The sequence below is a fragment of the Actinophytocola sediminis genome (assembly GCF_054779715.1).
Map to the genome: position 1 here is coordinate 1 of NZ_BAAGXS010000023.1, position 26428 is coordinate 26428.

Consider the following 26428-nt stretch of genomic DNA (forward strand, 5'->3'; position numbering starts at 1 on the left):
CGGCCGGCGCGGTCGAGGGCGGCCACCGCCGCGGCGGCGGCCAGCGCGGCCGCGCACAGCCGGGTGACCTCCGCCGGCGTGGTCTCCGTGGCGACGACCTCGGCCACCTCTCCGGTGCGCGGGTCGATGCTGACTACGTCGGTCACGGCGTTCCTTCCCTGTCGATGGTCACGCTCGCGACGGTCCACGCCCGCGCCTGTTCGCTGAGGGTGATACCGAGGCCGGGGCGGTCGGACAGGTGCATGCGCCCGTCCTCGGTCACCAGGCGCTCATTGAACAACGGGTACAGCCAGTCGAAGTGCTCCACCCACGGCTCGCGCGGGTAGGCGGCCGCGAGGTGCACGTGGATCTCCATCGCGAAGTGCGGGGCCAGCGCGAGGTGGTGGTGGTCGGCCAGGGTCGCGAGCCTGAGGAACTGGGTGATGCCGCCGATGCGCGGGGCGTCGGGTTGCAGGATGTCGGCCGCGCCCGCGCGGATCAGCTCGTAGTGTTCGGCGACGCTGGTGAGCATCTCACCGGTGGCGACCGCGGTGTGCAGCGACCGGGTGAGCTCCGCGTGCCCCTCGGCGTCGTAGGCGTCCAGCGGCTCCTCGATCCAGACCAGCCCGAACTCCTCCAGCGCCCGGCCCATGCGCGCGGCGGTCGGCCGGTCCCACTGCTGGTTGGCGTCCACCATCAGCGGCACGTCCGCGCCGAGGTGCTCGCGGACCGCGGCCACCCGGCGCAGGTCCGCGCGCCAGTCCGGCTGGCCGACCTTGATCTTGATGCCGCCGACGCCCGAGGCCAGGGTGCGGGTGCAGTTGTCCATGATCTGCTCGACCGACTCGTGCAGGAAGCCGCCGGAGGTGTTGTAGCAGCGCACCGAGTCGCGGTGCGCGCCGAGCAGCTTGGCCAGCGGCAGCCCGGCGCGCTTGGCCTTGAGGTCCCACAGCGCGACGTCGATGGCGGCCAGTGCCTGGGTGGCCGCGCCGCTGCGCCCGACGGAGGCTCCTGCCCAGACGAGCTTGGTCCACAGCCGGCCGATGTCGTTGGGGTCCTCGCCGATCAGGTCGGGCGCGACCTCGTGGGCGTGGGCGAACTGGGCCGGTCCCCCGGCGCGTTTGGCGTAGCTGAAGCCGATGCCGGTCAGGCCGGACTCGGTGCGCAGCTCGGCGAACAGGAACGCGACCTCGGTCATCGGCCGCTGCCGCCCGGTGAACACCTTGGCGTCGCTGATCCCCGCCGACAGCGGCAGCGTCACCGACGACAGGGTCACCGACGTGATCGCGTCCGTCATGAGGCACCAACCAGGCAAGGGCGCTTGGGGTCGAAGTGCCAGTCGGGCACCAGGTAGCGCATGGCGACCGCGTCGTCGCGGGCGCCGAGGCCGTGTTCGCGGTACAGCTCGTTGGCCGCGGCCAGCGCGTCGGGGTCCAGCTCGACGCCGAGACCGGGCGTGGCCGGGACGGCGAGGTGTCCGTGCTCGATGCGCGGCGGGCGGCGGGTGAGCGCCTGGCCGTCCTGCCAGATCCAGTGGGTGTCCAGCGCGGTGATCGGGCCGGGCGCGGCGGCGCCGACGTGGGTGAACATCGCCAGCGAGATGTCGAAGTGGTTGTTGGAGTGCGAGCCCCAGGTCAGCCCGAAGTCCGCGCAGAGCTGGGCGACGCGCACCGAGCCGCGCATGGTCCAGAAGTGCGGGTCGGCCAGCGGGATGTCGACCGCGTCCGCGCGGATCGCGTGCGCGAGCTGGCGCCAGTCGGTGGCGATCATGTTGGTCGCCGTCGGCAGCCCGGTCGCCCGCCGGAACTCCGCCATGGTCTCCCGGCCGGAGAAGCCGCCCTCCGCGCCGACCGGGTCCTCGGCGTAGGCGAGCACACCGTGCAGGTCGCGGCACAGCTCGATCGCCTCGGCCAGCGGCCAGGCCCCGTTGGGGTCGAGGGTGATCCGCGCCTGCGGGAACCGGTCGGCCAGCGCGCGCACCGCGGCGATCTCCTGTTCCGCCGGGAGCACACCGCCCTTGAGCTTGAAGTCGGCGAACCCGTAGCGCGCGCCGGCCGCCTCGGCCAACGCGACCACGGCCCCGGTGGTGAGTGCCGGTTCGCGGCGCAGCCGGGCCCAGTCGTCGGCCGGGTCGGGCTCGGCGAGGTAGGGCAGGTCGGTGCGGTGCCGGTCGCCGACGTAGAACAGGTAGCCGAGCACGGGCACCGACGCGCGCCGCTGGCCGTCGCCGAGCAGCTCGGCGACCGGCACGCCGAGGTGCTGGCCGAGCAGGTCGAGCAGGCAGGACTCCAGCGCGGTCACCGCGTGCACGGTGGTGCGCTGGTCGAAGGTCTGCCCGCCGCGGCCGGCGGCGTCGCGGTCGGCGAAGGTCTCGGCCACCGTGCGCAGCAGCCGGGCGTAGCCGGCCACCGGCTGGCCGACGAGCAGGTCGGCGGCGTCGGCGATGGTGCGCCGGATCGCCTCGCCGCCGGGCACCTCGCCCAGGCCGACCCGGCCGTCGCTGTCGGTCAGGATGGCCACGTTGCGGGTGAAGAACGGGCCGTGCGCGCCGCTGAGGTTCAGCAACATGCTGTCCCGCCCGGCGACCGGGACGACCTCGACCCGCGCGACGACAGTCATACGACCTTCTTTACCAGTGCGGTGAGGTCGGCGAGTTCGGTGGGGGTCAGGTCGGTCAGGGGTGGGCGGACCCGGCCGCCGTCGCGGCCGACGGCGGTCAGGCCCGCCTTGACGATCGACACCGCGTAGCCCCGGCCCCGGTCGCGGATGTCCAGGTAGGGCAGCACGAACTCGCGCAGCATGCGGTAGACCGCGTCCCGGTCCTGGGCGCGGACCGCGGCGTAGAAGCGCAGCGCGAACTCGGGCAGGAAATTATACAGCGCCGAGGAGTAGGTGCTCATGCCCAGCTGCAACAGCGGCAGCGCGAACGTCTCGGCCGTTGGCAGGCCGCCGATGTAGATCAGCCGGTCGCCGACCTTGGCGTAGGTACGGGTCAGCCGCTCGATGTCGCCGACCCCGTCCTTGAGGCCGATCAGGTTGGGGTTGCGCTCGGCCAACTCGGCCACCGCGGTGTCGCCGAAGACCGCGTTGGCGCGGCTGTAGACGATCACCCCGAGGCGGGTGGCCTGGCAGACCGTGCTGACGTGCTCGACCAGCCCACGCTGCCCGGCCTCGGTGAGATAGGGCGGGAACAGCAGCACGCCGGACGCGCCGGCGGCCTCGGCGGCCTTGGCCTGCGCGACCGCGACGACGGTCGCGCCGGTGGCCGGGGCCACCACCGGCACCGCGCCCGCGACCTCGTCGACGGCGGCCCGGACCACGCGGTCGGCCTCCGCGACGGTCAGCGAGAAGCCCTCCCCCGTGCCGCCGGCGGCGAACAGCCCGGCGATGTCGAACCCGGCCTGCCAGGCCAGGTGCTCGCGGTAGCGGACCTCGTCGAACTGGAGGTCGGCGTCGAAGTGGGTCACCGGGAAGGACAGCAGACCGGAACGGAGACGGTCGGCCAGGACATCCGGAGGCAGCAGGGTCACGGATCCATGAAAGGACGCCCCACGATGCATGTCCAAGAGCTGTTTCGCATGACGCGATGCCGCGCGAGCATCACGGGTTCGACGTGCGGCCCGCCAGCACCTGAAGTACCCGCCACAGCGCCGGGTTCGCCGATTCCCGCCGCCACAACACACTCCGCACTGTTCCGCCGCGTCCGTTGTTGTCGTTCGTGCAGGTCAGTGCGATGTCTGACCCGTTTGCGACGGTCCGAACGGTCCCGGACCGAGACGGTCCGTCGTGCGCCTACGGCTGGTCGTCGTGCTGACCACCCTGACCGATGATCGTGTTCAGCAAGTCGACGATCTGTTGCTGACCAGCGGCTGTGGCATCGAGCTTGCCGCGCACCTCGGTGAATCCCTGCTGGGACTCGCCGAACCCCTGCTCCAGCTTGCTGCGGAGGTCGTTCAGGTCGTCGCGCATCGCGTTGAAGCCGGACGTGGTGGCCTGACGAAAGTCCCGGATCTCGCCACGGATCTCCGCAACGTCGCGGTCGGCCCCGCCTGCCAGCACACGCGCGGCTGCTGCGTCCTGCTCACTGTGGCGGACGCGGTCGGCCAGTTGCCGGACTTCGGTCTCCAGCGCCGTCATGCGGGCTTCCAGGTCTTCAGGCTGAGCCATGCCGACAGCGTACCGAGTGGCCCTTGCCGTCCCCCGACGTGCTGTTCAGCGCTCCCGTGCCACGAACGTCCCGAGTCCGCGAGACACGACCAACACGCCGCTGTCCTTCCGTAGCTCCAACGCCGCCCGGCGGACTGTTCCTCGCGCCACGCCGTAGATCTCGGCGAGTTCCAGCTCGGCGGGCAGTCGAGCGCCTGGCGGTAGTTCTCCCGACTCGATCCGCGCGGCTATGTCATCGGCCACCTGTCGCCAGAGCGGCACCGCAGAGCCGTGCTCGATGAGGTCCGCGCGGGACGGCCAGGACATGCGTGCACTGTAGACACGCTCTGACCTGCATGGTTGTCACGCGCGAACCTCGTCGTGGGGAGCGCTGTGCGGGCGGGAAGCCGGCGGTGATCACGCACCTGCTCCAGAGTGCAGGCCATGCCGGGAAGGTATCAATCCACGCCGGCCGGGCGCGCGCGTGGCAACGTGAGTTCGGTCAACGTCGCGTGCAGCGCGGTGTCCCAGTCCGCGACGGTGCGCGCGGTGAACAGGTCGGTCGCGTACTCCCAGGTCACGGCGATGGTCTCGCCGAGGGTCAGCCGGAGGTAGAGCTCGTTGCGGGCCAGGCCGGGCACCGTCAGCTCCCGGACCGTCGCCGCGACGCCGGGCACGGTGAGCGCCGGCGGCGGGTCGGTGACGACCGTGAACAGGATGTTCGGCAGCCGTGCGCCCGGGACCTGCGCCACGACCTCGGTCAGCGGCAGGTCGCTGTGGTCCAGCGCCGTGTACAGCGTGGTCGACACCTGGCGGACCAGGTCGTGCGCGTCTGCCCGGTGCACGGGGACGCGCAGGGGCAGGGCGTCGCCGAGCATGCCGACCAGGGACTCGTGTGCCTGGCGGCCACGGTTGGCCACCGAGGTCGGGATGACCACCTCCGGCCGGCCGGACAGCCGCGCCGCCCAGACCGCGAACGCGGCCGCGAGGACCGCGTAGGGGGTGCTGCCCGCCTCGGTCGCGGTGGCGCGGACCCGGTCGGCCACCGCGCTCGGCACCGCCGAGTCGTGGCGGGCGCCGCGGCTGGTCAGGGTGGCCGGGCGGGCGTGGTCGGCCGGCAGCGGCAGCGTCAGGTCGGCGCCGGCCAACTCGTCGCGCCAGAACCGGGACAGCTCGGCCAGCCGGTGGCCGCTGAGGTGGTCGGCCTCCGCGTGGACGTGGTCGGCGAAGCGGGGCGCTGGCGGCAGGGTCTCGCCGGCACAGAGTGCGGACAGGTCGCGCCACAGCACGCCGAACGACCAGCCGTCGCACACGATGTGGTGGGCGACGAGCACCAGCACGTGGTGGTCGTGGTCGACGCTGGCCAACTGGGCGCGCAGCAGCGGCTCGCGGTCCAGGGCGAACGGCGTGGCGATCACGGTCTGGCACCAGTCGTCCACAGTGGACTCGGGGATCGTCGTGACGGGTAGGGAAATCGGGAACGGGGGCCGGAACTCCTGTGTCCGTTCGTCGATCAGGCGCGTCCGCAGGGCGTCGTGCCTGGCCACCAGCGCGCTCAACGAGCGTTCCAGGTTCGGCACGTCCAGGCGGCCGCGCAGGTCGATCCGGTGGCTGACGTTGTACACCGCCGGGCCGGTCTGCTCGTGGTGGCGGCGCCAGAGCCGGCGTTGCCGCGAGGTCGTCGGCACGGTCGCGGTGAGCCGGGCCGCGAGGCCGCGGATCGTGGGCGCGCGGAAGAACTCCGCCATGGTGACGGGGCGGCCCACCCGTTCGGTGACGCGGTTGAGCAGGCGGACCGCGGACAGGGAATGGCCGCCGAGCGCGAAGAACGAGCGGTCCACCGGCAGCTGTTCCCGGCCGAGTTCGGCGCACCACAGGTCGTGCAGTGTGCGTTCCAGTTCGGACACCGGCGCGGTGCCCGCCGGCTCGACCGCCAGCTCGGCCAGCGCGGCGGTGTCGAGCTTTCCGTTGGCGTTGACCGGAAGTTCGGGTACCGGGAGCCATCGGGACGGCACCAGGTAGTCGGGCAACAGGGTGCGTAGCCGGGTGGGCAGTACGTCGAGGTCCTGGCCGGGTGCGAGCACGACGTAGGCCACCAGCTCGGTCTCGCCGGCGCCGTCGCGGCGGGCGAGTACCGCGCTGTCCCGGACGCCGTCCAGGTCGCCGAGCACCAGCGCGACCTCGCCGGGCTCCACCCGGTTGCCCCGGATCTTGACCTGGTCGTCGCGGCGGCCGAGGAACTCGACCGTGCCGTCGCCGCGCCACCGGCCGAGGTCGCCGGTGCGGTAACGGCGTGCGCCCGGCCGCTTCTGGTCGGCGACGAACGCCGTCGCGGTCTCCTGTGGACGGCCGAGATAGCCCGCGGCGACGGCGGTTCCGCCGAGGTACAGCTCGCCGATGGCGCCGGCCGGCACCGGCAGCTGCCGATCGTCGAGCACCTCGACGGTGACGCCGTCGATCGGCCTGCCGATCGACGGGCGGGCCGGGCCCGCGGGGTCGACCTGGTGTGCGGTCACGATGATCGAGCCCTCGGTCGGGCCGTACTGGTTGTACAGCACGCAGTCGGGGTGCGCGGCGAAGAACCCGCGCAACGGCGCGGTGAGTACGAACGCCTCGCCCGCGGAGACCACCACCCGCAGGTCCGGAAGTTCGGCCGGGGACTCGAGCAGGTACTTCAGCGGTGTGTACGGCAGGAAGATCCGTTGCACCCGGTGTTCGCGCAGCACGCGGACGACCGCGGCGGGGTCGTGGCGCGTCCGGTCGTCGACCAGGACGAGGGTGGCCCCGGCTGCGAGCGTGCTGAAGATCTCCTGGACGCTGACGTCGAATGCCGGCGACGTCCACTGCAATGTCCGAAGTGGAGGGTGCTGGGCGGCTTGCCAGCGCACGACGTTGGCCGGGCCGCAGTGGGGCACCAGCACACCCTTCGGCCGGCCGGTGGAGCCCGAGGTGTACACGCAGTACGCCAGATCCGCCGGGGACACCGGCACATTCGGGCGGCTGGTGTCGGTGTGGACGGCCGGCAGGAGGTGGGCGCCGCTGTCCAGCAACAGGTGCTCGACCCGGGCGGCGGGCAGCGATGGGTCCAGCGGCAGGTAGGCCGCGCCGGACTTGAGCACGCCGAGGATGCTGGCGATGAGTTCCATGCCTCGGGGCAGCTGGACGGCGACCAGGTCGCCTCGGCCGATGCCGTTGGCCAGCAAGGAGTTGGCGAGCTGGTTGGCCAGGTCGTCCAGCTCCCGGTAGGTCAGCTCCGCGTTGCCGTCGACCAGGGCGACCGCGTCGGGCGTGCGGTCGACCTGCCGTTCGACCAGCGTGTGCAGACAGTCCGCCGCCGGCGCGGCCGCCCCCTGCCATCGGGTCAGCTCCGCGAGGTCGGCACCGGTGGGCGCGGTCAGCTCGGACAGCCTCGCCGACGGCGTGCCCACCGCCCGCCGCAGCACCTGCTCGACGAGGACGACCATCCGGCGGACGGTGTCCACTGTGAACAGATCGGTGTCGTACTCGATGCCGAGCCGCAGCCCGCCGGAATGCCGGGTCAGGTAGAGCGTGAGATCGAACGGCGCCCGGTCGGTCGGCACGTCCAGCGGCGTGACCGTCAGCGCGGGCGCGAAGTCGACGACGGTCTCGTTCTCGTACTCGACCACGACCTGGAACAGCGGGTTGCTGCCCGGGTCGCGTTCCGGGTTGAGCGCCCGCACCAGTTCGTCGAACGGCACCGGATGCTCGAAGGCGGACAGCGTGGTGTCCCGGACCCGGGTGGCCAGCTCGGTGAGGCTGGGGTCGCCGGTGAGGTCCACCCGCACGGCGACGGTGTCGAGCAGCAACCCGACGAGCTGGTCCCCGGCACGTCCCCGGTTGGCGACCACGGTGCCGAGCACGAGGTCGTCCTGGTCGGCGAACCGGCCAAGCGTCGCGGCGATCGCGCCGAGGAGCGTCATGAACATCGTCACGCCGTGCTCGCGGCTGAGCCGGTCGACCGGGTCGGCGAGGTCGGCGTCGAGGTGGTGGGTCAGCGCGGCGCCCGCGCCGGAACGCACCGGCGGGCGCGGGTGGTCGGTCGGCAGTCGCGGCGACCGCGCGCCGGCGAGCTGGGCACGCCAGTAGTCGAGGTGCTCGGCCGGATCGGCGGTCCGCTCCTCGGGCTCCGGCAACGCGGGCAGCTCGGGATCCCCGGGGAAGGCGCGGTAGTAGGTGGCGAGGTCGCGCAACAGGACCGCGGTGGACGCGGAGTCGAACACGATGTGATGGGCGTTGAGCACCAACAGGTGATGGTGCTCGGCGAGCCGGAGCAGGGTGGCGGTCAGCAGCGGGCCGGTGGCGAGGTCGAGCACCGTGTGGTCGGCCAGCGCCGCGCGCAGCGCCTGCTCCTCCGGGACGCCGGTGCGCTCGACGAGCGGGCAGTCCACCGCCATCGTGGGCAGCACCAGCCGGTACGGCTCGCCCGCCTCGTCGCGGAACACCGTGCGCAGCGCGGGTTGGCGGTCCACGACGCGCCGCAGGGCGGCCACGAGCGCGGGCACGTCGACCGGACCGGTGAACCGGATCGCCTTCGGCTCGTGGTAGATCAACTGGTCGGGGTAGAGCCGGTCGAGGAACCAGATCCGGCGCTGGGCCGGGGTCAGCGGCTCGGCCGCACGTTGGTGCGCACGGCGCAGATCGTCCAAAGTGGACAGTCCGGCGATGACCTGTTCGCGGGGCACGCCGAAGTCGACGAAGCAGGCGATCTCGTCGGCACCGGCGTCGACCAGGCGCCGCAGGACCGGGGTGACGCTGTCCCGGGTGCCGATCAACGCGCGCGACTCGCAGTAGCGCTGGTAGGCGCGTTCGAGGAGGAAGTCGACGTCGTCGGCGTCGGTGGCATCGAGGTCGACGTCGATGCCGAGGCTGTTGGTGACCTGGTTGAACAACGACAGGGAGGAGCGCAGGTAGTCGACGAAGGGACGGAAGGCCTGCTGGCGCACACGATCGAGGTCGTCGCCGAGATAGGTGTGCACGAGCACCACGACGCGGCCGGGGTCCCGGCCGAGCTCGGCCCTGGCGCGGCGGTAGCCGGCGATGTTCGCGGCGAGTTGGTCGACGTCCTGGGCCATGAGGTTGGTGACGACGCCGAGGTCGTGCTCGGCGGCCAGCCGGTAGCTCTCCGGGTTGCCCACGACGGCGACGTACATCGGGGGTTGGTCCTGCAGGGGACGCGGGTGCAGCCGGACGGGCACCTGGTCGCCGGAGCCGGAGGTGGCGGTGATCTCCTCCCCCGCCCACAGCCGGCGAACGGTGTCCAGCCGGGAGTACATGAGGTCGCGGTGGCGGCCGTAGTTCTCCGGCGCGAGCACGAAATCGGTGGCGTGCCAGCCGCTGGCGACACAGAGCCCGACCCGTCCGCCGGACAGGTTGTCCACAACGGACCATTCCTCGGCCACCCGGATGGGATGGTGCAACGGGAGGACGACCGAGCCAGCGTGCAGCCGGACGCGTTCGGTCTGGGCGGCGAGCGCGGCGGCGAGTACGGACGGGTTGGGGAACAGCGCGCCGAAGGAGTGGAAATGCCGCTCCGGCAACCAGAGCGCGTGGAACCCGTGCTGGTCGGCGAACCGCGCGGCAGTGGTGATCAGCTGATATTTGTCGGTTTCCGCGTGATCGGGATAGTCGCCGAAGAAGTAGAGGCTGAAGTCGGCGGTGCGCCGGCCGGGCGGGGACGCGACGGGGTGGGGTGCCTCGGGAACTGGCCGCGGAGTCGGGGCCGGAATCGCCGGAGCCGGGTCCGGAGCAGGCGGTTGCGGGGCGGAGGTGCGCTCGGGAGCGGGCGTGCCGAACGCGGCCAACTGGTCGGTCATCAATGTGCTGATCCGGTCGACCATCCGTTCGGCCAGCGCGAGTTGCCGCTCGACAAGCGCGCCGAACTCGGTGCGGTCCACCGGCTGCCCGACCGGGGCCACCGGTGGCGCCGGCGCGGTGACCGCAGGCGGCGCGGGGGGCTGCTGTGTGGTGGGCGGGCGGGCGGTGCGGTGGCTGGCCGCGAGTTTGCGGGGGGTGTCCAGGTCGGTGAAGAGCCTGCGGACCGAGATCGTCGTGCCGTTGGTCTCGTTCAGCTCGCGGACCATGCTCATCAGCGTCAGCGAGTCGGCGCCGATGCCGACGAACGTGCTGTCCGGGGTCACCGACGTCACCGGCACGCCGAGCAACCGAGCGGTCAGCGCACAGAGCGCCGCCTCGTCCGCCTCCGCCGCCTCCTGCGGCGGGTTCTCCCGCTGGAACGGGTAGGCCGGCAGGGGAATTCGTCGGGCACCGGCCACCATCAGCGCACTCCAGTCGATCTCGATCCCACCCCGGTACAGGTTTCCCACCGCCGTAAGGAATCCCGTCACCGGGTCGGGCGCCCTGCCGGTGTGCCAACGGGACTCCGGTGTCAGCCGGCGACCGAACGGCGCCAACACCTCACCGGCACCCAACTCCACCACGTCACGCTCACCCAACGCGGCCAACACCAGATCGAACCGCACCGGCTCCCGCGCGTGGCGGCACAGCGCCTGTGCGTCGAGCACCGTGCCCACCGGCAGGGTCACCCCGTCGACCCCGCGGACCAGCGGGACGCGCAGCGGTCGCCAGTCGACCTCCTCCCCCGCCCGCCGCAACGCCGGCAACGCGGGCTCGACCAGTCGCGAGTGGAACGCGATCGCGCCGGGCAACCGCCGGCCGCCGCCGGCCACCTCGGCCGCCGCGATCGCCTCCTCGGCACCTGACAGCACCACCGCGGCCGTGCCGTTCACCGCGGCGATCTCGACGCCCGTCGACGTCGCGACGCGGCGCGCGGTCGCCAGCTCCGTGTTGACGGCCAGCATCCCGCCCGGCTCGAGCCCGCTCATCGCCACCTCCCTGGCGAGCACCAGGCGCATCCCGTCCGCGAGCGACAACGCGCCCGCCGCGTACAGGGCGGCGTACTCCCCCAGGCTGTGTCCGGTGACCACGGCCGGCGACACGCCCACCGCCCGCCACAGCTCGACCATGGCCACCTGGCAGGCGAACAACGTCGGTTGGGCCGGGCCGGACCCGGTGAGCAGGCCGGGACAGCTCCGCGCGCACTCCTCGAGCACCGCGCGCACCACCGGGAACGCCGCGTGGAGCGCCGCCAGGTCCGGCACCCGCCCCTGACCGCTGAACGCGAACACCACCGGCCCGACCGCCGGCCCGCCGACGGTCAGCGACGCCACCAGTTCCTCGGCACTCCGGCCGACGGCGGTCGCCCGGAACGGCAGGTGGCGACGGCCGAGCGTGAGCGTCCGCGCCACGTCGGCGACCCGGGTGTCCGCCGGCGGCCGAAACCGGTCGACCATGGTCGCCAGCGCGGCCGGGTCCGCCGCCGACAGCGGGACCAGCACCGGCCCGTCGGCCACCGGCTCCTGGCCAACCGATGGCGGTTCCTCGAGCACCACGTGCGCGTTCGTCCCGCCGACGCCGAGCGCGCTCACCCCGGCCCGACGCGGTCCACTGTCGACAGTCCAGTTGCGACTCTCGGTCGCCAGTGTGAACGGGCTGGCGTCGAGCGCCAGCGCCGGGTTCGGCCGCTCAAGATTGATCGTGGGCACCAGCTCGCCGTACTTCACCATCAGCACGGCCTTGATCAGCCCGGCCATCCCCGCGCAGGTGTCCAGGTGGCCGATGTTCGGCTTCACCGACCCGAGCGCGCAGTAGCCGACCCGGTCGGTCGACGCGCGGAACGCCTCGGTCAGCGCCGCGAACTCCACCGGGTCACCCAGCTCGGTCCCGGTGCCGTGGGCCTCGACGTAGGTCACGGTCTCCGCCGACACCCCGGCACGGTCCAGCGCCGCCCGGACCACCGCCGCCTGCCCGGTCACACTCGGCGCGGTGAACCCCACCTTGTCCCGGCCGTCGTTGTTCACCGCCGAGCCGAGGATCACCGCGTGCACCGGGTCGCCGTCGGCCAGTGCGGCGGCCAGTGGCTTGAGCACGACCGCCGCGACGCCGTTGCCGCCGACCGTGCCGTCGGCCGCGCTGTCGAACGCCCGGCACCGGCCGCTCGCCGACAGGATCGACCCCGGCTCGTACCGGTAGCCGGTCTCCTGGGGCAGGTGCACGGCCGCGGCGCCGGCCACCGCGAGGTCCGCGTCCCCGTCGAGCAGGGCCCGCACCGCGAGGTGCACGGCGACCAGCGAGGTCGAGCATGCCGTGCGCACCCCGATCGCCGGACCGGTCAGACCGAGCCGGTAGGCCACCCTGCTGGCCAGGAAGTCCGGCTCGGCGCCGATCGTGGCCACCAGCCCGGACTCGGCGCCGTCCTGGTGGCCGTACAGGTGCATGCCCGACCCGGCGAACACCCCCACCCGGTAGCCGCTTTCCTGGCCGGCGTACCCGGCGTGTTCGAGTGCGTGGTAGCAGCACTCCAGGAACAGTCGGTGCGCCGGGTCGGTCAGCGCAGCCTCCCGTGGGCTGATGCCGAAGAACCCGGCGTCGAACCCGTCGACGTCGTCGAGCACCCCGCACACCGGCCGCAGGTCGGGATCGTCGGCCGAGGACGGGAACACCGTGACGCTGTCGACGCCGGCACGCAGGTTCGACCAGAACTGGTCGAGGTCCCGCGCGCCGGGGAACCGGCCCGACATCCCGATGATCGCCACCCGCCGGTCCGGCTTCCCCGACGGGACAACAGGTCGCGGCCGGGGCGACGAGCCCTCCGCCAGGTAGGCGGCCAGCCGATCGACCGTCGGGTGCCGGAACAGCGCGGTCACCGGGATCTCCGTGCCGAGCTCAGCCGCGAGCCGCGCGCGCACGCCGGCGAGCGCGATCGAGGTCAGCCCGAGGTCGAAGAACGGCGTCTGCCGGTCCACTTCGGACCCGACCACGTCGGACATGATCGCCGACACCCGGTCGGTCATGGACGCGCGTGTCGGGAGCGTTGGACTCGCGGGGCGGGAACGTTGGACTCGCGGGGTGGGTGGGTTGGACTCGCGGGGTGGGGTGGGGGCTGCTGGGGTGTCGTAGTGGCCGGCGAGGGCGCGCTCGCGCAACACACCGCGGCGTACCTTGCCGCTCGGGGTTCGGGGGAACTCCTGCTCGGTCAGGAAAACCACCCGGCAGCTCAGCCGCAGCCGCTCGAACACCGCCTGCCGCACCGCGCGCGCGTCACCGGTGCCGGCGATGAACACCACCAGGTCCTCGCTGCCGGTCGCGGGGTTGGGCACCCCGCACGCGGCGACCGCGGCCCCGGCCGGGCCCGCCGCGCGGACCACGTCCTCGATCTCGTGGCAGTAGTGGTTGTGCCCGTTGATGATGACGACGTCCTTGGCGCGCCCGGTGATCGTCACCGCGCCGCCGTCGAGGAACGCGAGATCCCCGGAGTCCAGCCAGGTCCGGTCACCGTTGGGGAACGCGGCGCGGTCGGCCTCCTCGTCGCCGAGATAGCCGGGCGTCACCCGCGCCGAGGACACCTGCAGCCGGCCGATCCGCCGCTCGGGCAGCACCGCGCCGTCGGGGCCGACCACCCGCAGCGCGACGCCCGCGACCGGGGTGCCCACCGGCACGAACGCGATCCGGTCGCGCTCGTCGGTGGTCTCGTCGACGAACACCAGGTCCCCGCCGAGACTCGCGGACAACACTTGCCGCACGGCCAGCCGGCCGTAGGTCACCGCGCTCGCGGTCTCGGCCATCCCCCACGCGGACACCAGCGCGTCCCGCCGAACCCCGAAATCCCGGGTCGCGGCAAGGAAATCGGTGGCCACCCGGTGGCTGATCTGCTCGCCACCGCACATCAACGTCACCACGCGGGACAGGTCCCAGTGGCGATCCGACCCGGCGAGCGCGTTGACCACCAGCTGGAAGCCGAAGGTGGGCGCCCAGCTGTGCGCCACCCGGTACTCGGCCAGCAGCTCCAGCCAGCGCACCGGTTCGGCGAGCACCAGGTCGGTGGCCACGTGCACGTTGGTGGCCCCGGCGAACACCGAGTTCACGTGGTACAGCAGCAATGCTCCACTGTGGTCGATCGGCAACCAGTTGAGGGTCACGTGCTCCGGCCGGAGCCCCACCGCGCGCCCACACCCCGCGGCGCCGAGCGCGAGCGCGCGATGGGTCAACGGCACCGCCTTCGGCCGGCCGGTGCTGCCCGAGGACAGGATCAGCAGTGCCGGCGCGTCCGGTCGCGGCTCGCCGCCGGCCACCGGACGCTCGTCGAGCGGGTCGCCCTGGGTGATCACCAGCGGGTCGCCGAGCAGCTCGCGGACGTGCCCGAGCCGCGCCGAGTCGGTCATCGGGACCGGCACCAGCCCGCCGAGCAGACAGGCCCAGAACGTCGCGAAGAAGTCCGGCAGCGGCAGGTCGGTGAGCACCACCGGGTCGCCCGGCCGCGCGCCCCGGTCCACCAGGCCACCGAGCAGGCCACGGGCGCGCGCCAACAGCTGGGGATAGGTCTGGCGGACGGTGCCGTCCTCGGTCACGGTCACCACGGCGTGCTCGGGGAACCGCTGGGCGGCCCGGTGCAGGGCCGCGACCGCGTCCCCCGGGTCGTCCTCGGTCAGGTCGAGCTCTTGGCCACAGGACAACGAGGTCATCGAGGACTCCCCACACGGCGCTGGATGAGCAACAGGACCAGCAGGCCACCGGCGACCAGGAACGCGAACCCGTGGAAGGACGCCACGACCACCACCGGCGCCGCCACCTCCAGCACCGAGGAGCTGACGAGCATGCCCACCGCGAACCCGAGGGTCTCCGCGGTGGCCGAGAACCCGAGCAGGCGGCTGCGCTCGGGATCGGGCGCCTGCTGCAGCCGGGTGACGTAGAGGATCTCGGTCGTGCCGTCCGCGAGCCCGGCCAGCGCGGCGAACAGCAGGAACAGCGGCCACGGCGGGCCGGTGAAGGCCAGCGCGAAGCACACCGACATCAGGCAGGTGCCGACCGCGAACGCCCACTCGCCGCGCGGCGGCGGCAGCCGGCGCAGAAGCTGGTGGGCCAACAGCATGCCCACCGCCCAGGACGCCCAGAACTGGCTCATCACCACCGCCGGACCCGCCGGGTCGACGACGGCGGCGTGGATCGGCAGCGCGGTGTTGTGCGAGGCGGACCCCAACGCGTCGGCCCCCCTGGTCACCAGCAGCGCGATGATCACCGGCGCGAGCCCGGCCAGCGGCAACCACCGCCGTGCCCCCGCCCGCGGCGTCGGCGGGTCGGCCGAGCGCATCGGCAGCCGCACCAACAGCAGCGACCCGGCGGAAACCAGGAAGGTGGCGGCGTTGACCAGGAACGCGACGCCGAACCCGCCGGCGGCGACCACCAGCCCCGCCGAGACGAAGCCGAGCACCATGCCGATCGAGCGCCCACTGACCAGCCAGCCGTTGGCCCGCGCCCGCGCGTGCTCGCCGACCATCTCCGGCACGCCGCTGCGCAGGGCGACGGTGAACAGCGTGTTGCCGAAGCCGAGCACGACCGCGACCGCGCCGAGCAGCACGACCTGCCCCGGGGCGACCGCGAGCGCGAGCATGCCGGCTGCCTGGGCCAGGTCCGTGCCGATCATCACCCGGCGCCGGTCGACCCTGGCGAGCAGCGCGCCGGCCACCAGTCCCGCGCCGAACCCGGACGTGAGCCGCAGCGCCATGACCACGCCGACGCCGAGCGGGGTGCCGGTCAACTCGTAGCTGAACAGGCTCAGCGCGATGAGGTTCAGATAGTTTCCGTATGCCGAGCAGGAATGGCCGACGACCAGCGGCAGGAAAGCCCGTGGCACCGCGACGGCCTCGGTCTTCGACATGTGACCAGTTTGCCCGGTTCAGCCGACCATGATCAACGTGCGCACGCAGTGTTCACATACACACCGACCTGGCCAGTCATGCCCGGAAGGTATCAATCCATGCCTCTTGGGATTTGGACAGGCATGAAGAATGCTCCTACGCTCCGCCGACGAGTGACGTCTCGAAGGAGAGCGCGACATGATCAGGAACCTCGGCGCACATCGTCTGCTGGCGGCCGGCCTCGGGCTGGTCACGGTCCTATCGCTCACCGGGTGCGGCAGCAACCTCGGCGGTGGCGGCGAGGAGGGCGCGGAGTTCCCCGGCGATGACCCGATCACCATCTACGTCGGCCAGGATCCCGGCGGCAGCACCGATCTGATCGCCCGCGCGCTGGCCGACGGCGCGACCGACGACCTCGGCGTCGCGATCACCGTGGAGAACAAGCCGGGCGCCAACGGCGCGTTGGCCGCCAGGGAGCTCGCCGGCCGCGACGCCGACGGCCACACGCTGATGATCTACAACGGCAGCCTCGCCTACATCACGCCGCTGGCCGTGCCCGACGACGAGGCGATCGACATCGCCGAGTACGAGATCGTCACCGGACTCTCCCAGGACGACTACGTCCTGGTGACCGCGCCCGGCTCCGGCCTCACCACGGTCGCCGACCTCACGGCGGCCGGGCGGGCGATCACCTACGGCACCACCGGTGTGGGCACCGGCAGCCAGCTGTCCCAGGCGCTGCTGTTCGCCCAGACCGGCATCCAGGCGACCGCCGTGCCCTTCGACGGCGGAAACCCCACGCTGACCGCGGTTCTCGGCGGCCAGGTCGACGTCGGCTCGATCCAGCTCGGGGAGGCCATCGAGCAGATCGAGGCCGGCAAGCTGACCCCGATCGTCACCTTCGCCGAGGAGCGCCCGTCCTACCTGGCCGACATCCCCACCGCCGTCGAGGAGGGCTTCGACGCGCCGGTGCAGCAGTCGCGCGCGGTGTTCGCGCCCAAGGGCACCCCGCGGGAGGTGCTCGACCGGCTGCGGACCGCGTTCAGCACGGCGTTCGAGTCCGACGCGTACCAGAAGTTCAACGAGAGCAACCAACTCACACCCAACGAGGTCAGCGGCGACGAGCTGCGCGAGCAGTGGAGCACCAGCCTCGACAGGTACCGGAGCCTGGCCGAGGAGCACCAGATCGACCTCGGCGAGTCGCGGTGACCGACCCGGCCGGCGAGGCGGCCGAGGAGGAGTACCGGCCGCCGCTCGCCGGGACCGTCGGCAACGCCGTGGTCGCGGTCGTGGTCATCGCCGTCGGGGTGGCCGCGCTGGCCGGGTCGCTCGCGCTCGGGGTCGGCAGCGCACGAGCCCCCGGTCCGGGAACCTGGCCGCTGGTGGTGAGCGTCGTGCTGGTCGTCCTCGGGGTGGCGTTGCTGGCCACCGCCCGGCGGGCGAGCGACGCCGAGCGGTTCGCCCCCACCAGCGTGCTGGTCGGCGCGGGCCTGGCGACCATGGTCGGGTTCGTCGCGGTCATCGAGGTCATCGGGTTCGAGGTGCCGGCCGCGCTGCTGTGTGTGGTCTGGCTGCGCTTCCTCGGCCGGGAGAGCTGGCGGACCTCGATCGTCGTGAGCCTCGCCGTGGTGGCCGCGTTCTACCTCGTGTTCGTCGCGGCGCTGGCCGTGTCGATCCCGCACCTGCTCTAGGAGAGTTCGTGGACCTGTCCCCGGTGCTCGACGGCTTCGGTGTCGTCCTGGAGCCGACGAACCTCCTGTACTGCCTCATCGGCGTCCTCGTCGGGATGTTGATCGGCGTGCTGCCCGGGCTCGGCCCGGCGGCCACCATCGCGATCCTGCTGCCGGTGACCTTCGGCATCGAGCCGGTGACCGCGATCATCATGCTGGCCGGCATCTTCTACGGCGCCCAGTACGGCGGGACGATCACCTCGGTCCTGCTCAAGCTGCCCGGCGAGGCCTCGTCGGTGGTCACCGTGTTCGACGGGCACGAGCTGGCCAGACAGGGCCGCGCCGGCACCGCGCTGGGCATCGCGGCGGTCGGCTCGTTCGTCGGCGGCACGGTGTCCATCGTGGCGATGTCGTTGCTCGCGCCGGTGGTCGCCGCGTTCGCGCTCGACTTCGGGCCGCCGGAGTACACCGCGCTCGCGTTGCTGGGCATCCTGTTGGTGTCCACGGTCAGCAGCGGGCACCGGCTCAAGGCGGTGATCGCGGCCTGTGTCGGCCTGCTGCTGGCGACCGTTGGGCGCGACGGGTTCACCTCGGCCGAGCGGTTCACCTTCGACAACCTGTCGCTGGCCGACGGGTTGGACTTCGTGCCGATCGCGATGGGGCTGTTCGGGCTCGGCGAGATCCTCTACAACCTGGAGCAACGCCACCGCGCGACGCGCCGGCCGCCGCCGGTGGCCAACGTGTGGCCGTCCACGGCCGACCTGCGCCAGTCCGCCGGTGCCATCGGCCGCGGCTCGGTGCTCGGTTTCCTGCTCGGCATCCTGCCCGGCGGCGGCGCGACGCTGTCGTCGCTGGTGGCCTACGCGGTGGAGAAGCGGCGCGCGAAGAACCCGGAGCGGTTCGGCCGCGGCGCGGTCGAGGGTGTCGCCGCGCCGGAGACCGCGAACAACGCGGCGGCCACCTCATCGTTCATCCCGTTGCTGACGCTGGGGATTCCGGCCAACGCGACCATGGCGGTGATCTTCGGCGCGCTGCTGATCCAGGACGTGAGCCCTGGCCCGCAGCTGCTGTCCGAGGACCCGGAGCTGTTCTGGGGCGTGGTCAACTCGATGTACCTCGGCAACATCCTGTTGCTGATCATGTCGATCCCGCTGGTCGGCCTGTTCGTGCGGATCCTGCGGGTGCGCGCCACGATCCTCGCGCCGATCACCGTGCTGATCACGCTGGTCGGGGTGTACACGGTCAACAACGACGTGTTCGACATCGTGCTGGTGATCGTCTTCGGCGCGCTCGGCTACCTGATGCGCAAGCTCGGGTTCGACCCGGGACCGCTGGTGCTGGCGTTCGTGCTTGGCTCGCTGCTGGAGGACTCGCTGCGGCGCTCGCTGCTGATCTTCGACGGCGACCCGACCGGATTCCTCACCCGGCCGATCTCCGGCACGCTGCTCGTGGTGTTCGTGGCGGTGGCCCTGCTGCCGCCGGTACGCGCGGCGCTGGCCCGCCGCCGGGCCGCCAGGCCATCCGCCGACAAGTGACAACGTTGCCACTGGTTGCCACTGTTGACATTCGCCGCCTGCCCTGTGTTAATCGTTTGGGAGCGCTCCCAAACCGACGGAAAGGAATACTGAGACCGATCCGCGCCGCGCGACCGAAACGGCGACCCGGGCGCGCGGCGGGATTCGGTCCTCAGCGCGGCGAAGGGTCCCTTCGCTGCGCTGCACGCGGTGAAGGGTCCCTTCGCTGCGGTCGGTCAGAGGCGGGCGGGGCGGTTGGGAGCCCAGGACTCGCGGTAGGACTGGGGTGGGATGCCCACCAGCTTGCGGAACATCCGGCTGAAGTACGCCCGGTCGTGGAACCCGACCCGCCTGGCCACCACCTGGATGCTGTCATCGCTCTCCCGCAGGCGTTCCTTGGCCCGCTGGATGCGCAACCGGTTCAGGTACTCCCACGGCGAGACACACAGCTCACGGTGGAACGTCCGGCTGAGATAGTCCTCGCTCATGCCGGCCGCCTGCGCGACCTGCCGCCGGGTGATCTGGTGGTGGTAGTGCTGGTGCAGGAACGCCACCGCGTGCTTGACCAGCAGGCTGCTGCGCTGCGGCGCCTGGTTGCGCGGCATCGACAGCCGGGCGATCAGTGCCGAGGTCTCGGCCTCGGACAGGATTCCCTTGCCCAGCAACACCGACCGCCCGTAGGGCTCGGCCCGCTGGATGTCGTCGATGGTGATCGCCCGTCCACTGAGGACCAACACGGGCACGTTCGGCAGCCTGCCCTCGCCGTGCAACCGGTCGAGCACGTCGAACCCGTCCATGTCCGGCAGCGTCTGCGACACGATCACCAGGCTCGGCACGTCGTCCTCCAGCGCGGACAACGCGGCCGCGCCGTCCGAGGCGATCAGCACCACGTGTCCCGGCCGCACCTGGGCGACCAGCCGGTGGTAGGTCGCCTGGGTGTCCGGGTCGACGTCGGCGATCATCACCGGCCCGGCCAGCTCGGCCGGCCGCCGCCCGGTGATCACCTCGTCCAGGTCCCCGCCGCAGACCTCGCCGTACACCAGGAACGGGGTGTGGCGCAGCATCGAGTGGTCGTGCAGGTACCGCACCAGCGGCCAGTCCTCCGGCCGCGCGGCCGCCACGTCCCACATCACCGCCGCCGGGCGGGTGCCGGCCAGCACGGCCGCGAGGTCGTCGCCGGTGCGCACGTGCCGGACGGGCAACCCGACCAGTTGACGCAGCGCCCGGTCGCCGCCGACGAGCAGCACGTGCTCGGCCGCGCCAACCGGATCCGGCTGCCCGTGCGGGCACGGCAACGGCAGCGACACCTCGACGGTGACCCCACGCGGCCCCGACTCGAACCGCAGCGACCCGTTGTGCAGGGTGATCAACCGCCGGGTGATCGGCAGCGCGAGACCACCGTCCACCGCGTCCGCGCCCCACAGCCCGTTGGGCCGCACACCGGTGCGGACGAACCGGATCCGTAGGTAGGGCGCCCGCACGTCGGCCTCGACCCGGACCCCGCCGACGCCGCCGGTGAGGCGCTCGACGCAGCCGTACAGGCTCACCAGCGCCTGGCGCAGCCTGCGCCGGTCGGCCTGGATCAGCGGGAGCGGGTCGGGCAGCCGGCGCCGGCCGACCTCCTCGAGCAGCGCGCCGGGGTCGACCAGTTCCGGGGCCAGGTCGAGGGTGTCGATCTCGGCCTTGGACAGGTCGAGCAGGTCGCTGAGCACCCCGAGCTGGTGCTCCGCGCTGACCTGGATCTCCTTGAGCCCTTCGACCAGCGTCGGTGACGCGTCCACTATGGACTCCATGGAGCGCAGGGCGTCGTCGACGCGGCGGCGGATCTCCTGCACCGGCGCCCGCAGCTCGTCGTTCACACTGCTCAGCAACGTGGTCTTGACCCGGTTCGCCTGCTCTGCCAGGTCTCTGGCCGCCCGCACCTCCTCGAACAGCCTGATCTCCTTGATGCTGGCGCTGATCTGGTCGGCCAGCGCCCGGTAGACCGCGCCGGAGTGCGGCCCGACCTCGAACAGCCCGAACCCCAGCAGTTCGTCGCGGACGTAGAGCGGCTCGGCCACCATGCTGAACCGGCGGTCGGTCGGCAGTCCCCCGGCCGCCACCGGCGGCCGTTCCTGGTCGAGCAGCAGCCGGCTGTGCGGCACGCCGAGCACGGGCAGCTGCCGGTCGAGCACGTCGGTCAGCGCGCGCATGTCCACCGCCGAGGACAGCGCGTTGCCCAACTCCCGCAGCCTGCGGGAGATCTGCTCCGCCTGCCAGCGCTCGTACTCCAACAGCCGCCTGCCGACATCGGCCACGATCAGCCGGGCCCGGTCGAGCAGCCGCTCGGCACGCAGCCGCGGCGGCCCGGTCACGTGCCGCATCGCCAGTGTCCGCAACGAGGTCAGGATCGCGTCCCACGGGTCGATGTCGCGGCTGCGGGTGGTCAGGCCGGTCACCAACCGGTCGACGTCGGTGAGGAAGGACCGGCCCTGGTCCTCGTCGTCCAGCGCGGCCAGGAACCCCACGCACAGCGCCCGTCTGCCGGCCGGCGGTACCGCGCTGTCCCGCGCCGCCATCGCGTTCACCTCGGCCCGCAGCTCGGCCGGCCGGTCCACGCCCGGGTCGGCGGGCACGCCGTCGTCCAGGTGCGCCAGCAGCGGCCCTGGACAGCCACAGGAGCGCCGCACGACCAGGGTCGAGGCCGGCGCGGGCACCCTGGCCGCGGCACTGCCCCGCAGCCGGGACACCATCGTCTCCACCGCCAGCTCGCCCAACTCCGCGAAGGGCATGGACACCGACGTCAGCGGCGGGTCGACGAGCGTGGCCTCCGGCGAGTCGTTGACGCCGATGACCGCCACGTCCTCGGGCACCCGCACCCCCCGCTCGGACAACGCCCGCAGCGCGTCCGCGGCGAGGAAGTCGCTACAGGCCACCACGGCGTCGAAGTCCCGGCCGGGGCGCAGTGCACGCGCGTCCAGCAGCACCCGCATGGCCGACGCGCCGGCCTCGAGGTGGAAGTCGACCGGGGCCGAGACCAGCGTGCGGTCCAGCGGGATCCGGTGGCGGGCAAGGGTGTCGGTGTAGGCGCGGTAGCGCTCCACGATGACCGGGTTGGCCACCGTGCCCCGGATGAACGCGAGTCTTCGGCGGCCGTGCACCTCGATGAGGTGGCTGATCGCCGTGCACATGCCCCGGTAGCTGTCCACGGTCAGCGGGCGGTCCTCCCCCATGGTGCCGTTGAGGCTGACCGTCGGCAGCCGCGCGAAGCGCCGTCCGAGCCTGGCCGCCCGTGCGTGCGCGACCGGCAGCCCGAGGGTCGACGCCCAGCAGATCAGGCCGTCGAGCAGGTCGGGACCGACGAGGTCGTAGACGCGGTTGCGCGGCCGGTCGGTCGCGCCGACCTCGCCGCCGGGGAAGCAGATCAGGTTGACGTCGTGGCGCCGGGCCGCGTCGAGCGCCCCGGACCAGAGCGTCGCGCCCACGCCGAGATGGATGTTGGCCGTGACCAGGCCGATGGTCAGCCGTGCAGCCGTCATGTTCGCCTCGCTCATCCACGTTGATGAACCGTGCGGTGGTCCGGCGACACTCTCTGCAACATAACGTTTACCCGGTGAGCATGGCAAGAGCGAGAGTCGTGTCGGCCCCCGTCACCGCGACCGGAGGCCGGGTGACGGGAGCCGAAGTGTCGGGACCGGAGTTGGTTCAGGCCACCTTGCCCGTGCCCGCGCCGCTCTCCACGATCGACTTGACGCTGCTGGCCGGGTCGACCGAGTAGGAGTACGGGATGCTGTTCACACTGCCGCGAACCGCGCAGGTGCCCGAGCTGACGAAGTGGTTGTTCCGCGAGACCAGATCGCCTTCCGGCGAGCTGCCCTGGCCCAACTCACACGGCGAGTCGGTGTTCTCGAAGTAGTTGCTCTCGACGAGAACCCCGGCCTCCTGTGTGGACGCGACGCCGTAGCTGCCGACGTTGTCGTAGTAGTTGTTGTACACGTGCACCGGGTCGCCGAAGCGCACCCGGGGGTGGCGCTGGTTGGTGCCGTCGAACCAGTTGTGGTGGTAGGTCACCCGCAGGTGGCCGCGGTCCTGGCCGCCGTTGTCATCGCTGTGCCCGAGCAGCGCCGTCTTGTCGTGGCTGAAGAACCTGTTCCAGGACACGGTGATGTTGTCCGAGGCCCGCTTGATGTCCAGCGCGCCGTCATAGCCGTTGCTGAAGCTGTTGTGGTCGATCCAGATCCTGGTCGAGCCGTCCTGGACGTTGATGCCGTCGTCGGACCAGTTGCGGAAGTTCAGGTTCTGGATGATCACGTTGGTCGCGCCGTCGACGTCCAGGCCACCACCGGTGATGCCGGAGCCGGAGCCGACGCCGAGCAGCGTCTTGTTCGACCCGACGTCCTGCATGCCGCTGATCGAGATCATGCCGCTGACCCGGATGACGTCCGAGCCGTCCGACTGCATGGCACTGATCAGCGCCGAGGAGCTGGTCACCGTCACCGGCGAGGCGTTGCCACCACCGGTGGTCCCGGCACCGAACCCGACCGGGGTGCCGACCGCGGCCGCCGATCCCGCTGACACGACGGTCAGCGCGGACGCGGCCGCGACCACGAGAGCACCCGCCAGGCCTCGTTTCGCGATCCGTTTGTTCATGATGCTCTCCATTCTGTGGAAGACCCTTCGAAAATCATTCGATAATCCGAATTTCTTCGATGGCGACCACAATTCACGTTACGGAGCAACATGTGGACAATCGCGAACAACGTGTGGACTCTTCCGCCGGGAATCTCCTCAGCCGGCCGGTCGGGAATCCGCGCCAGCGTGGTGGGAAACCAGCGCGGGCACCGACCGTGCCCGATCGATCCTGGTATGTCTGGTCGGCACCCAGCCGGCGTCGGCGCCCAGGTCCGGGTCGTTGGCCGCGTTGTACTCCGCGACCAGGTCGACCGGCGAACTCCGGTGGCCCGCGCGCAGCAGGTTGTCCCGCGCGGTCAGCGCCGTGCCGCCCCAGTCGTGGAGCAGTCTGCTCGGTGCCACGTCCTCGGCGAGCGCGAACACGTTGGCCTCGGCGAAGATCCGCGACTCCACCCCGACGCCCAGCGCGTAGACCAGGTCGTCCTGGAGGCGGTAGTAGTTGTTGTAGACGTGGACCTGTCCGAACCGGACTCTTGGCAGCCGCTGCAGGGTGGTGTCGAACAGGTTGTGGTGCACGGTCACGTTGAGCCGGCCCCGGTCGGTGGCCGGGTTGTTGGTCGAGCCGATCAGCATCGTCTTGTCGTGGCCGGTGAACTCGTTCCAGGACACCGTGATCAGGTCCGCGCCGTTGGTGAGGTCGAGCTGGCCGTCGTGCACCTGGTAGGGCCGCCCGAAGTAGCGCGGCTGCGCGGAGTCCGGGTTGTCCCCGTCGGTGAACGTGTTGTGGTCGGCCCAGACATGCGTCGACCCGGTCACCGAGACGTTGTCGTACAACGAGTTCCACTCACCGCTGGCGCCGTCGGTCGGGTCCCACTGCGGGAAGCAGTCGGCCGCGTCGACGAACGTGAGGTTGCGGATGATGACGTTGTCGGCCTGGTCGACGTGCAGGTTCATCCCCGACAGCACCGCGTCGCGGCCCAGGCCGACGATCGTGGTGTCCGAGCCGACCTTCAGCCTGATCCGCGCGGTCTGGTTGGCCGCCGAGGCCACCCTGGCCTCCTCCAGCGGCCCGGACGGCTCGGTCTCCCTGCCCCAGACCTCCGGGTCGTAGGCGGCCAGGTAGGCCGCCAGGCTGTAGCCGGGGGCGTGGTAGTCCGCGCAGTCCAGCGGGCGGCCGGCGTCGTCGGTGTTGCCGTCGATCGCGCCCCGCACGAGCACGATCCGGGGAGCCGGCGCGGCCAGGGCCGCCACCAGCTCCGCCCGGTCGTCCACGACGTGCACGTGCGCCGGCGGGGCCGCGGCCCCGCCGGTGGTGCCGGTGCCCGCGCTGGCCCAGCCGTCGTTGGGCGCCAACACCTGGCGGGCCAGCGGCAGGTCACGGTCGGCGGTGGCGGTCGCCGGCCAGCACAGCGCGGCCGTGACAAGACCGGCGACCATGGCTGCGACCAGCGTGGGAACGGTTCTCATCGGTGCTCCTCAGCCGCCGTTGCGTTCCGCGTAGGACGCCTGGGCCTCGGTGAGCTTGCCGGCGATCTCGTCCAGGAATTCCTTTTCGGACATCTCGCCGAGCAGGACCTTCTGGAACAGCGGTTCGGCGTCGGTCTTGGTGATGGCGTTGAACTCCGGCAGGTAGTAGGGCAGCTGGACCAGCTTGGTGCTCGGGTCGTTGAGCACCTCGGTGGCCGTGGCCATGTGGTCCATGCCGGCGATGTCGGCCTCGGTGTTCGCCGGCAACACCCCGGTCTCCTTGGCCCAGTAGGAGTTCATGTCCTTGCTGGCGACGAACTCGGCGAAGGTGAACGCGGCGTCCTGCTGCTCGCCGCTGCCGAACACGCCCAGCCCGGTGACCGGGTGCGAGGTGACCGTGCGGCTGCCGTCATCGCCAGGCGGCACGACCATCGCGGCCACCTTGTCCTCGCCGAGGGTCTCCACGTGGTCGGTGAAGGAGCCGAGATTGTGTTGCATGATCCCGATGTTGCCGCCGTCGAACTGGGCGACCATCTTCACGTAGTCGTTGGTGACGTCCGCGTCGGGCGTGTAGTTCTTGAACAGCCCCGAGATCCGCTCCAGCGCCGCGACGTTGCGCGGGTCGTTGACCGTGGACTCGCCACTGGAGTCGAACACCTCCTCGATGCCCGACTGGCCGTAGAGCACCTCCAGCAGCTGGGAGATCGAGCCCGCGCCACCGCGAATGGTGTAGCCGTAACGATTGTTGTCCTTGTCGGTCAGCTTCTCCACCGCGGTGAAGAACTCGTCCCAGTTCTTCGGCGGGGCGAGCTTGGCCTCGGCGAACCAGTCGGTGCGGTACCAGAACACGCCCATGTTGGTCGACAACGGGACCATGTACAGCTTCTCGTCCGGCACGGTGGCGCGCACGGTGTCCACCACCTGCTCGTTGAGCTTGCCCTCAAGCGAGCTGGCCGCGATGCGCTCCTCGGTCGGCACGAGCGCCTCCCGCGCGACCAGGTTGGCGAGCATCGCGGTGGACACCCCGCCGACATCGGGCAGTCCCCCACCGGCGATGGCGGTGTCGTACTTCTGCTGGACCTGCGCGATCGGGATGCCGACGTACTTCACCTTGATCGTCGGGTGCTTCGCCTCGAACTCGTCGATCATGTGCTCCCACACCGGGGTGCGCGCCGGACCGCCGTTGTCGTCCCAGAAGGTGATCGTCGTGGTGCCGTCGGCGGCCTGGTCCTCGCCACACCCGGCAAGGGCCAGGCTCGAGCCGACCGCGAGCGCCGCGGCCGTCCTCAACCATCGTCGTGGTGCCATG

At 71.7% G+C, this 26428-nt stretch carries 14 protein-coding genes; 3 read left to right on the forward strand and 11 right to left on the reverse strand.

Annotated features, from left to right (window positions below):
- Positions 1–142: 142 nt before the first annotated feature.
- From ACYVIP_RS15095 to ACYVIP_RS15125, 7 genes are all read right to left on the reverse strand, one after another.
- The gene (locus ACYVIP_RS15095) at positions 143–1276 is read right to left on the reverse strand and encodes an L-talarate/galactarate dehydratase (protein ID WP_460396497.1); all 1134 of its coding nucleotides are present in this window, start codon (positions 1274–1276) and stop codon (positions 143–145) included.
- Complete coding sequence (locus ACYVIP_RS15100) at positions 1273–2598, reverse strand: enolase C-terminal domain-like protein (RefSeq protein ID WP_460396499.1); 1326 nt, start codon at positions 2596–2598, stop codon at positions 1273–1275. The genes ACYVIP_RS15095 and ACYVIP_RS15100 overlap by 4 nt, the downstream gene beginning before the upstream one ends.
- Positions 2595–3509: a 5-dehydro-4-deoxyglucarate dehydratase gene (kdgD, locus tag ACYVIP_RS15105; protein WP_460396501.1), complete on the reverse strand. Its 915-nt coding sequence runs from the start codon at positions 3507–3509 to the stop codon at positions 2595–2597. Before kdgD ends, ACYVIP_RS15100 begins: the two co-directional genes overlap by 4 nt.
- 262 nt (positions 3510–3771) lie before the next feature.
- Positions 3772–4146, reverse strand: a complete 375-nt coding sequence (locus ACYVIP_RS15110; protein WP_460396503.1) for a permease — start codon at positions 4144–4146, stop codon at positions 3772–3774.
- A gap of 45 nt (positions 4147–4191) precedes the next feature.
- Positions 4192–4452: a GntR family transcriptional regulator gene (locus tag ACYVIP_RS15115; RefSeq protein WP_460396505.1), complete on the reverse strand. Its 261-nt coding sequence runs from the start codon at positions 4450–4452 to the stop codon at positions 4192–4194.
- A 131-nt stretch (positions 4453–4583) separates the two neighbouring features.
- Positions 4584–14684: a MupA/Atu3671 family FMN-dependent luciferase-like monooxygenase gene (locus ACYVIP_RS15120; RefSeq protein ID WP_460396507.1), complete on the reverse strand. Its 10101-nt coding sequence runs from the start codon at positions 14682–14684 to the stop codon at positions 4584–4586.
- Positions 14681–15877: an MFS transporter gene (locus ACYVIP_RS15125; protein WP_460396509.1), complete on the reverse strand. Its 1197-nt coding sequence runs from the start codon at positions 15875–15877 to the stop codon at positions 14681–14683. Before ACYVIP_RS15125 ends, ACYVIP_RS15120 begins: the two co-directional genes overlap by 4 nt.
- A 178-nt stretch (positions 15878–16055) precedes the next feature.
- Here ACYVIP_RS15125 and ACYVIP_RS15130 point away from each other — a divergent pair, with 178 nt between their 5' ends.
- Genes ACYVIP_RS15130 through ACYVIP_RS15140 form a run of 3 tightly spaced genes read left to right on the forward strand, consistent with a single transcriptional unit; the run spans position 16056 to position 19062 of the window.
- On the forward strand, positions 16056–17066 hold the full coding sequence (locus ACYVIP_RS15130; RefSeq protein ID WP_460396511.1) for a tripartite tricarboxylate transporter substrate binding protein: 1011 nt from the start codon (positions 16056–16058) through the stop codon (positions 17064–17066).
- The gene (locus tag ACYVIP_RS15135) at positions 17063–17548 is read left to right on the forward strand and encodes a tripartite tricarboxylate transporter TctB family protein (protein WP_460396513.1); all 486 of its coding nucleotides are present in this window, start codon (positions 17063–17065) and stop codon (positions 17546–17548) included. The genes ACYVIP_RS15130 and ACYVIP_RS15135 overlap by 4 nt, the downstream gene beginning before the upstream one ends.
- An 8-nt stretch (positions 17549–17556) precedes the next feature.
- The gene (locus ACYVIP_RS15140; protein ID WP_460396515.1) at positions 17557–19062 is read left to right on the forward strand and encodes a tripartite tricarboxylate transporter permease; all 1506 of its coding nucleotides are present in this window, start codon (positions 17557–17559) and stop codon (positions 19060–19062) included.
- A gap of 215 nt (positions 19063–19277) precedes the next feature.
- On the opposite strand, the gene ACYVIP_RS15145 is transcribed toward ACYVIP_RS15140, so the two are convergent.
- From ACYVIP_RS15145 to ACYVIP_RS15160, 4 genes are all read right to left on the reverse strand, one after another.
- Complete coding sequence (locus ACYVIP_RS15145; protein WP_460396517.1) at positions 19278–22559, reverse strand: substrate-binding domain-containing protein; 3282 nt, start codon at positions 22557–22559, stop codon at positions 19278–19280.
- Positions 22560–22725: 166 nt separating this feature from the next.
- Positions 22726–23670, reverse strand: coding sequence for a pectate lyase family protein (locus ACYVIP_RS15150; RefSeq protein WP_460396519.1), 945 nt, complete (start codon positions 23668–23670; stop codon positions 22726–22728).
- Between the two features lie 138 nt (positions 23671–23808).
- A complete protein-coding gene (locus ACYVIP_RS15155) occupies positions 23809–25119 on the reverse strand; it encodes a pectate lyase family protein (RefSeq protein WP_460396521.1) in 1311 nt (436 codons plus the stop codon).
- A 9-nt stretch (positions 25120–25128) separates the two neighbouring features.
- Positions 25129–26427: an ABC transporter substrate-binding protein gene (locus ACYVIP_RS15160; RefSeq protein ID WP_460396523.1), complete on the reverse strand. Its 1299-nt coding sequence runs from the start codon at positions 26425–26427 to the stop codon at positions 25129–25131.
- Between the last annotated feature and the right edge of the window lies 1 nt (position 26428).

Coding starts and splice junctions, on each gene's coding strand:
- ACYVIP_RS15095 (WP_460396497.1), bottom strand. CDS start 1,276: ATGACGGACGCGATCACGTCGGTGACCCTGTCGTCGGTGACGCTGCCG.
- ACYVIP_RS15100 (WP_460396499.1), bottom strand. CDS start 2,598: ATGACTGTCGTCGCGCGGGTCGAGGTCGTCCCGGTCGCCGGGCGGGAC.
- ACYVIP_RS15110 (WP_460396503.1), bottom strand. CDS start 4,146: ATGGCTCAGCCTGAAGACCTGGAAGCCCGCATGACGGCGCTGGAGACC.
- ACYVIP_RS15115 (WP_460396505.1), bottom strand. CDS start 4,452: ATGTCCTGGCCGTCCCGCGCGGACCTCATCGAGCACGGCTCTGCGGTG.
- ACYVIP_RS15120 (WP_460396507.1), bottom strand. CDS start 14,684: ATGACCTCGTTGTCCTGTGGCCAAGAGCTCGACCTGACCGAGGACGAC.
- ACYVIP_RS15125 (WP_460396509.1), bottom strand. CDS start 15,877: ATGTCGAAGACCGAGGCCGTCGCGGTGCCACGGGCTTTCCTGCCGCTG.
- ACYVIP_RS15130 (WP_460396511.1), top strand. CDS start 16,056: ATGATCAGGAACCTCGGCGCACATCGTCTGCTGGCGGCCGGCCTCGGG.
- ACYVIP_RS15145 (WP_460396517.1), bottom strand. CDS start 22,559: ATGACGGCTGCACGGCTGACCATCGGCCTGGTCACGGCCAACATCCAT.
- ACYVIP_RS15150 (WP_460396519.1), bottom strand. CDS start 23,670: ATGAACAAACGGATCGCGAAACGAGGCCTGGCGGGTGCTCTCGTGGTC.
- ACYVIP_RS15155 (WP_460396521.1), bottom strand. CDS start 25,119: ATGAGAACCGTTCCCACGCTGGTCGCAGCCATGGTCGCCGGTCTTGTC.
- ACYVIP_RS15160 (WP_460396523.1), bottom strand. CDS start 26,427: ATGGCACCACGACGATGGTTGAGGACGGCCGCGGCGCTCGCGGTCGGC.